Source organism: Candidatus Avelusimicrobium faecicola (genome assembly GCA_900540405.1).
In the GTDB taxonomy this organism is placed as follows: domain Bacteria; phylum Elusimicrobiota; class Elusimicrobia; order Elusimicrobiales; family Elusimicrobiaceae; genus Avelusimicrobium; species Avelusimicrobium faecicola.
Genome location: UQFW01000061.1, coordinates 1 through 6,126 on the forward strand (window position 1 = coordinate 1; position 6,126 = coordinate 6,126).

Sequence of the window (6,126 nt, forward strand, 5' to 3'; positions counted from 1 at the left end):
GGCGGTTTGGGTTTGCGGCATTTCTAATCCCGGCAGGGCTTCTTGCCCGAGCGCGGTTTTGTTATAGGACGTCCGCGTGAAAAACGGGTCCACGGTGGTATCCAACGCTTCCAGTTTTTCGGCGCCTTCCAATTCATCTAACGGAATGATAGCCGGTTCGCCCACCGGCGGCAAGGCTTCATCAAACGGCAAATCGGCCTGTTTTTCGTGCAATGTTTTTTCCGCAAACACTTGTAAATCGGGCAGTTCGGATACTTTATTGAGCCCGAACATCCGCAAAAATTCGTCTGTGGTGCCGTACACCATGGGGCGGCCGATGGTGTCTTTCTTGCCCACCACACGCACCAGGCCGCGTTCCAATAACCGCTCCAACGGCCCCGCCACGTCCACCCCGCGGATGGATTCCATTTCCGCCCGCGTAATGGGTTGCTTGTAGGCAATAATGGCCAAAGTTTCCAACGCGGCGTTGGAAAGTTTGGTGGTCATTTTTTCGTTATACAGTTTGCGCACCCAGCGGCCGTATTCCGGCTTGGTGGCCATTTGGAAACCGCCCCCCACTTCCACAATCTGCACGGCGCGGCCCGTTTGGGCATATTCGCGGGTGAGTTCTTCTATAATAGCCAATACCTGTTTGGCGCTGACGGTTTCCACCACCTCGGCCAAACGGCCCGGCTTAACGGGGCGGTCCGTTATAAACAAAAGGGTTTCTATAATTTTTTTAGCATCCGCGGTGGTATCCACCAGTTCCGGCTGCGGTTTTACTTCGGGCGTATCCATTATGCGGCCTCCCCGTGCATGAGGGTTTTGAAATCTTTATCTTTATTTTCCGGGTTCAAATAAATGCGTATATCCCCGGCGCGGGAGTCTTGCCGGGCCAATAATTTTTTTATTTTTATCAGCTCCAACACGGCCATAAAACAAGTGATAATACCGCGTTTTTTGGTTTCTCCCACAAAAATATCCTCTAGCAAAATCCATTCGTGCGTTTTAAGTAATTCCACCACTTTTTCCATTTTAGTTTCAATGGGGAATTCCTCTATTTTAAGCATTTCCACCCGTTTGCGCTCGTCCAGCCGCTCAAACGCACGCTTTACGGCGGCCAACAGGTCAAACATTTGGATATTAATTACCTTTTCCCCCGCATCAAAAATAGGGGCGGAGCGGTAAAATTGGTCTTTCAGGCTTTCTTGCTTTTGCTCCAAAAAGCGGCTGGCCTCTTTGTATTTTTGGTATTCCACCAGTTTGGCAATTAATTCTTTAGCCGGGTTGGGGCCTTCGTCCTCGCTGGTGGGCGCCTGGCTGGGCAAAAGGGTTTTGGCCTTAATTTGCATTAACGTACTGGCCATTACCAAAAATTCGCCCGCTACCTCCAAATTCAGCTCCTTCATTACGTTCAAATAATCCAGGTATTGCTTGGTAATTTCGGCAATGTTAATATCACATACGTCCAAATTATCTTTTCTAATCAAGTGCAACAGCAGGTCCATCGGGCCTTCAAACACGTTAATATGCACATTGATAGGAGCCGGATTTATCATATTACAACCCCAACGCTAAAAACTTGTTAATGAGCCCCAACGCCAAGCTGACCGGGGGAATTAAAATATATTTTAATAATCCCGTCACAATCAAAATCACCACAATATACATGCCGTAGCGCCCGAAAAACATTTGGTAGCGCATGGCACTGCGCACAGGCAGGAACGCGGCCACAATGTTGCCGCCGTCCAGCGGCGGAATAGGCATTAAGTTAAACACCGCTAGTAGGATATTAATAAAAATACCGTATTGGAAAGCCACCATAACCGCTTGCAGTTTAGCCGCCGGAGCCTGCGCAAACGCGGGGATTAACAACAAAATTTTAAGCACCAGCACCAACACCGCCGCCAACAACAAATTAGCGCACGGCCCCGCCGCCGCCACTTTGCCCATATCGGCCCGGGGCGAAGGCAGCCGCAAGGGGTTTACCGGCACGGGTTTAGCCCAACCGAAAAGCGGCAAATGAAAAATATAACAAAATGCGGGAACGGCCAGCGTGCCTATCCAATCAATATGCGCCATAGGGTTTAACGTCAGCCGTCCGCTCAAATAGGCGGTATCGTCCCCCAGTTTATAAGCCACCAAACCGTGGGCGAACTCGTGCCAGACGATAGAAAAAAACAAAATGGGTATGTATAGTATAATTTCCATATATGCTATTCTACTAATTTATACCCGCTTATGCACGGGGGTTTTACCCCTTATCCCAAAAAACGCTTGACTTTTACCGCCAACTAACTTATAGTAATTATTACCTGAAAATAACAGGGGGTAAAAATGACACAACCGGCCTTACAAACCGTGGAGCATTACAACCAGGCACTCCGCCAACCCGGCATTTGTGCGTTGTGGTGCCAAGAGGGCGACAGCAAACGGCTGTTATCCGTCCACCCGAGCGAAGATGTCCATTCTTCCGTGCGGGCGTTTCAAGAACTCCAACAACTGCGCGTATACAGCGGCAACAAAATTACGTTTTCCGTGGGGTATATGCCCGGCTCGTCGCACGAAGACCGTGCCACCGCCGCCCGGCAACTCATCCGCCGGCACGCTTAACGCGCTAGTTCTTTTACTACAAACCCGCAAAAAAACCGGCCCTAAAAGCCGGTTTTTAATGGGAAAATTTACGCTGAGGGCACATCCCCCATACAATTAGACGAACCGAAACAGACTTGCACTATTTTTAGGGCATCTTCCCGGCTGGACACTTTGCCGTCCCACTGCATCCGGCGGCACCGCTCCAACGCGCAGGAAATACGCCGCCCCGCCAGGCCCTGTTCTTTCAAATCCCGCCCGCGCAAAAAGCACGGCTCCAGCGCATACTTTTTGAGCCCCGGGTGTACGGCCCGGATAACGGCCTGCTGCATAGGGGTCAGCGCACGCAAAGGGGCATGGCACGATTCGGACACTTTCCACGCTTCCAAAATTTCTTGGGCAAGCTCTTTTTTTACGCGCATGGATTTCAAAAATTCTTCCCCGCTTTTGCCCAAACTGCATACCATCACTCCCAACCGTTCGTCCACGGTTTTTACGCGGTTCAGGCCGTCGTGCCATTCTAGCCCCGGGTACACAAATTGCAACATTCCGTACGCGCGCATCATTTCCAAAATGCGTTTGATTTCTTTTTCTTTATTGATTTTCAAAAATTCCCGCGTCAGCCGTTCGCGCGAAAGGAGCAACGGATACTGCTGTTTGACCGCCTCTTTTAATAATTCTTCCGTTTTGGGGGCCAATTTCCAGCCGAACCGCCCGGCAAAACGCACCGCCCGGCACATCCGGGTCGGGTCGTCCAAAAAACTTTTGGGGTGCAGGATGCGGATAATCCCCGCATCAATATCCTTTTGCGCGCCGAACGGGTCAAACGAAACGCCGAAAGAACCCGGCATAATGCTTAACGCCCAGGAATTAGCGGTAAAATCGCGCCGGAACATATCGTCCTTAATGCACGAGGGGGTCACTTCCGGCAATACCCCAGCGCGGGGGTAGCTTTCGCGCCGCGCGCGCACCATATCTAATTTCAACCCGGTAATTAAATTTACGCGAAACGTACTGAATTGGGAAAATTTATGCTTGCTTCCCCCCCAACGCTTGACCGCAAACCCGGCCAAAGGGTCTACATTTCCCTCAAAGGACAAATCAATATCCAATGTATCGCGCCCCAAATAAAAATCACGCACGGCACCGCCCACAATCCAGGCTTTGGTGCCCAGCTTTTCGGCATAAGTGCCGATAGAAAACAAAATTTCTTGATATTTTTTAGGAATACTTACCGGATTTTTACCTTTCATAACAGTAAAGGCGCGCTTGCCCCCTCCTCACTCATACGGTCCATAAAGTTTTGCAACAGTTTGCTGTTTAACCCCGTTTTAAGCACTTTATGGGCGGCCAGCGCATACGCGTTGGCGCCGGGTTTATCCGCGGCGGGCACATAAAGCGGAAAGTGATTTTTCCGCGCATAAGCAGGTTTTAAGCGGGCCACTTGCAGGCCGGCCGCCGCACACGCCGCCGCTACCACTTCGGATTCAAACGTCAGTTCTTCTTCGTGTTCCAACACACTTTTTAAGGCTTCCAACCCAAACACATACGCGGGTTCGTAGTCTAACTGTAAGGTTTTGGAAAGCGTTTTTTTAATGAGGGCGTAATCTTCCTTCATTTTAGCAACCAGGGCATCTTCTTTGGCTTTGTCCGCATGGGCGAACACAAACACCATCAGTTCCGCGGGGGCATCCAAATAAATCAGGTTGGAATCGTGGTGAAAGAATGTTTTACATTCCGGGCAGCAAAATAAATTCAACTCTCCGCCCAACGCGGCGGTTTTCAAATCGGGGTCTTGGTCTGCGCGCACAAAAGACCAATATTCTACATCAAACTGTTCACAATGGTTGGGGCAACGTGCCTGCCCTTCGGCTTTAATAGATTTCATAACACTTTTATACCAAAAATGGACTCCTTCTGTAATATAAAAACGGCTTCTAACCCAAAAAAGGCACCCGCAAGTGCCGGGGCTCCGTCGTAAGAATACAGGCCGGGCAAATACGCCGCCCGGCCCGCAAAAACTCTGCCCCGCATGGGATTTGAACCCATACCACCGGTTCCGAAGACCGGTACTCTATCCAGTTGAGCTAACGGGGCGTGTTTTTTATTGTACCAATTTTTAAGCGCGCCCACAGGCTTAACAAGGCCCCCTACTCCGGCGCTCCTAAAATTTGCTAGAATAAAGGTATCTTAATTTGCAGTAAGGAGTATACCTATGGGTGGACATTCACACTGGGCTGGTATTAAACACAAAAAAGCCCTCGTAGACGCCAAAAAAGGCAAAGTATTCACTAAAATTTTAAGAGAAATCACCATCGCCGCCAAAATGAGCGGCGGCAACCCGGACCAAAACCCCCGCTTGCGCAAAGCGGTGGATGATGCCCGTGCCGCTAACATGCCGTTTGATAACGTCAAACGCGCCATTATGAAAGGTACCGGCCAACTGCCCGGTGTTTCTTACGAAGAAATCACTTACGAAGGCTACGGCCCCGGTTCCGTGGCGGTTATTGTGGAATGCACCACGGACAATAAAAACCGCACGTTTTCCGAAATCCGCAAAATTTTCACCAGCCACGGCGGCAACACGGGTACGGCCGGTTGCGTATCCTATATGTTTAAGAGCAAAGGCTTAATTGTGGTTAAAAAAGAAGACATCGGCGAAGACGACCTGATGAATTTAGCCTTGGAAGCCGGTGCCGAAGATGTGCGCACCGTGGGTGACGTGTACGAAGTGCTTACCGCGCCCGATATGGCCGCCATTGATGCCGTTAAAAAAGCCATTGAAGCCAAAGGCATTACGCCCGAATCGGCCGATTTATCCATGATTCCGGACACCGAGGTCAGCATTACCGACGAACACACCGCCGAAACCTTGATGAAAATGCTGGAAGCCTTGGACGACCACGACGACACCAAAAACGTATACGATAACTCCAGCATTGACGAAGCTATTTTAGCCAAACTGGAAGACAAATAGAGGCCGCTTGACTCCTCTAACGACCACCGTTTTAGGTATAGACCCTGGTTTAGACAGAACGGGCTGGGCGATTCTGACAAGAAACGCCCGGTCCGCGTTGTCTTTACAGGCGTGCGGGTTGATACATACGGGGGCGGGGCAGGAGTTGCCCCAGCGGCTGGAATATATTTTCCGGGAATTACAAAAAATTCTGCAAACCTATCAGCCGGACCAAGTGGCTATGGAGCAGAATTTTTTTCTTAAACGCGCCACCACCATGGCCCATACGGTTATGACGCGCGGCGTTATTATCCTGGCCTGCCAACTGGCCGGGAAAAACATTACGTTTTATCCCCCCAAGCGGGTAAAAATGCTCATTTGCGGCACCGGCACCGCGGACAAAAAACAAGTACAGCGTATGGTACAACTGACGCTGAATTTGGATAAAGCGCCGTCGCCCGACGACACCGCCGACGCCGTGGCGATTGCTATTTGCCACTTAAAAACCGCCCCCTTAAACAATATGCTCAATGTAAAGGCGGCCTTCCTTGCCAAACTGAAAGCCGCCCGCGAAGCACAAATCAAAAAGAAATAATTTT

At 50.3% G+C, this 6,126-nt stretch carries 8 protein-coding genes and 1 tRNA gene; 3 read left to right on the top strand and 6 right to left on the bottom strand.

Features of this window, described 5'->3' with window-relative positions; all coding sequences use genetic code 11:
• The 3 genes from scpB to ACQY18_RS06000 all read right to left on the bottom strand — a co-directional run.
• Positions 1 to 777, bottom strand: a 777-nt coding sequence (gene scpB / locus ACQY18_RS05990; RefSeq protein WP_428039211.1) for an SMC-Scp complex subunit ScpB, incomplete at its 3' end; no start/stop codon positions are given.
• The gene (locus ACQY18_RS05995; RefSeq protein WP_428039212.1) at positions 777 to 1,538 is read right to left on the bottom strand and encodes a segregation and condensation protein A; all 762 of its coding nucleotides are present in this window, start codon (positions 1,536 to 1,538) and stop codon (positions 777 to 779) included. The genes ACQY18_RS05995 and scpB, both read right to left, overlap by 1 nt.
• Before the next feature lies 1 nt (position 1,539).
• Complete coding sequence (locus ACQY18_RS06000; protein WP_428039213.1) at positions 1,540 to 2,190, bottom strand: site-2 protease family protein; 651 nt, start codon at positions 2,188 to 2,190, stop codon at positions 1,540 to 1,542.
• 126 nt (positions 2,191 to 2,316) lie between these two features.
• Here ACQY18_RS06000 and ACQY18_RS06005 point away from each other — a divergent pair, with 126 nt between their 5' ends.
• A complete protein-coding gene (locus ACQY18_RS06005) occupies positions 2,317 to 2,592 on the top strand; it encodes a hypothetical protein (protein ID WP_428039214.1) in 276 nt (91 codons plus the stop codon).
• 68 nt (positions 2,593 to 2,660) lie between these two features.
• On the opposite strand, the gene ACQY18_RS06010 is transcribed toward ACQY18_RS06005, so the two are convergent.
• The 3 genes from ACQY18_RS06010 to ACQY18_RS06020 form a co-directional block, all read right to left on the bottom strand.
• A complete protein-coding gene (locus ACQY18_RS06010) occupies positions 2,661 to 3,824 on the bottom strand; it encodes a hypothetical protein (protein WP_428039215.1) in 1,164 nt (387 codons plus the stop codon).
• Entirely contained in the window at positions 3,821 to 4,459 is a 639-nt protein-coding gene (locus ACQY18_RS06015; protein ID WP_176777329.1) for a CpXC domain-containing protein, read from the bottom strand. The genes ACQY18_RS06010 and ACQY18_RS06015 overlap by 4 nt, the downstream gene beginning before the upstream one ends.
• Before the next feature lie 136 nt (positions 4,460 to 4,595).
• Positions 4,596 to 4,668: transfer RNA gene (locus tag ACQY18_RS06020), tRNA-Arg, on the bottom strand.
• Between the two features lie 118 nt (positions 4,669 to 4,786).
• Here ACQY18_RS06020 and ACQY18_RS06025 point away from each other — a divergent pair.
• Together ACQY18_RS06025 and ruvC are read left to right on the top strand one after the other, a co-directional pair.
• Positions 4,787 to 5,548 (top strand): YebC/PmpR family DNA-binding transcriptional regulator, encoded by a 762-nt coding sequence (locus ACQY18_RS06025; protein WP_428039216.1) that lies wholly within the window; start codon positions 4,787 to 4,789, stop codon positions 5,546 to 5,548.
• A 7-nt stretch (positions 5,549 to 5,555) separates the two neighbouring features.
• The gene (ruvC, locus tag ACQY18_RS06030) at positions 5,556 to 6,122 is read left to right on the top strand and encodes a crossover junction endodeoxyribonuclease RuvC (RefSeq protein WP_428039217.1); all 567 of its coding nucleotides are present in this window, start codon (positions 5,556 to 5,558) and stop codon (positions 6,120 to 6,122) included.
• Positions 6,123 to 6,126 lie beyond the last annotated feature (4 nt).

Bases quoted from the DNA above. Each gene is read 5' to 3' on its own strand.
- ACQY18_RS05995 (WP_428039212.1), bottom strand. From the start codon at position 1,538: ATGATAAATCCGGCTCCTATCAATGTGCATATTAACGTGTTTGAAGGC.
- ACQY18_RS06000 (WP_428039213.1), bottom strand. From the start codon at position 2,190: ATGGAAATTATACTATACATACCCATTTTGTTTTTTTCTATCGTCTGG.
- ACQY18_RS06005 (WP_428039214.1), top strand. From the start codon at position 2,317: ATGACACAACCGGCCTTACAAACCGTGGAGCATTACAACCAGGCACTC.
- ACQY18_RS06010 (WP_428039215.1), bottom strand. From the start codon at position 3,824: ATGAAAGGTAAAAATCCGGTAAGTATTCCTAAAAAATATCAAGAAATT.
- ACQY18_RS06015 (WP_176777329.1), bottom strand. From the start codon at position 4,459: ATGAAATCTATTAAAGCCGAAGGGCAGGCACGTTGCCCCAACCATTGT.
- ACQY18_RS06025 (WP_428039216.1), top strand. From the start codon at position 4,787: ATGGGTGGACATTCACACTGGGCTGGTATTAAACACAAAAAAGCCCTC.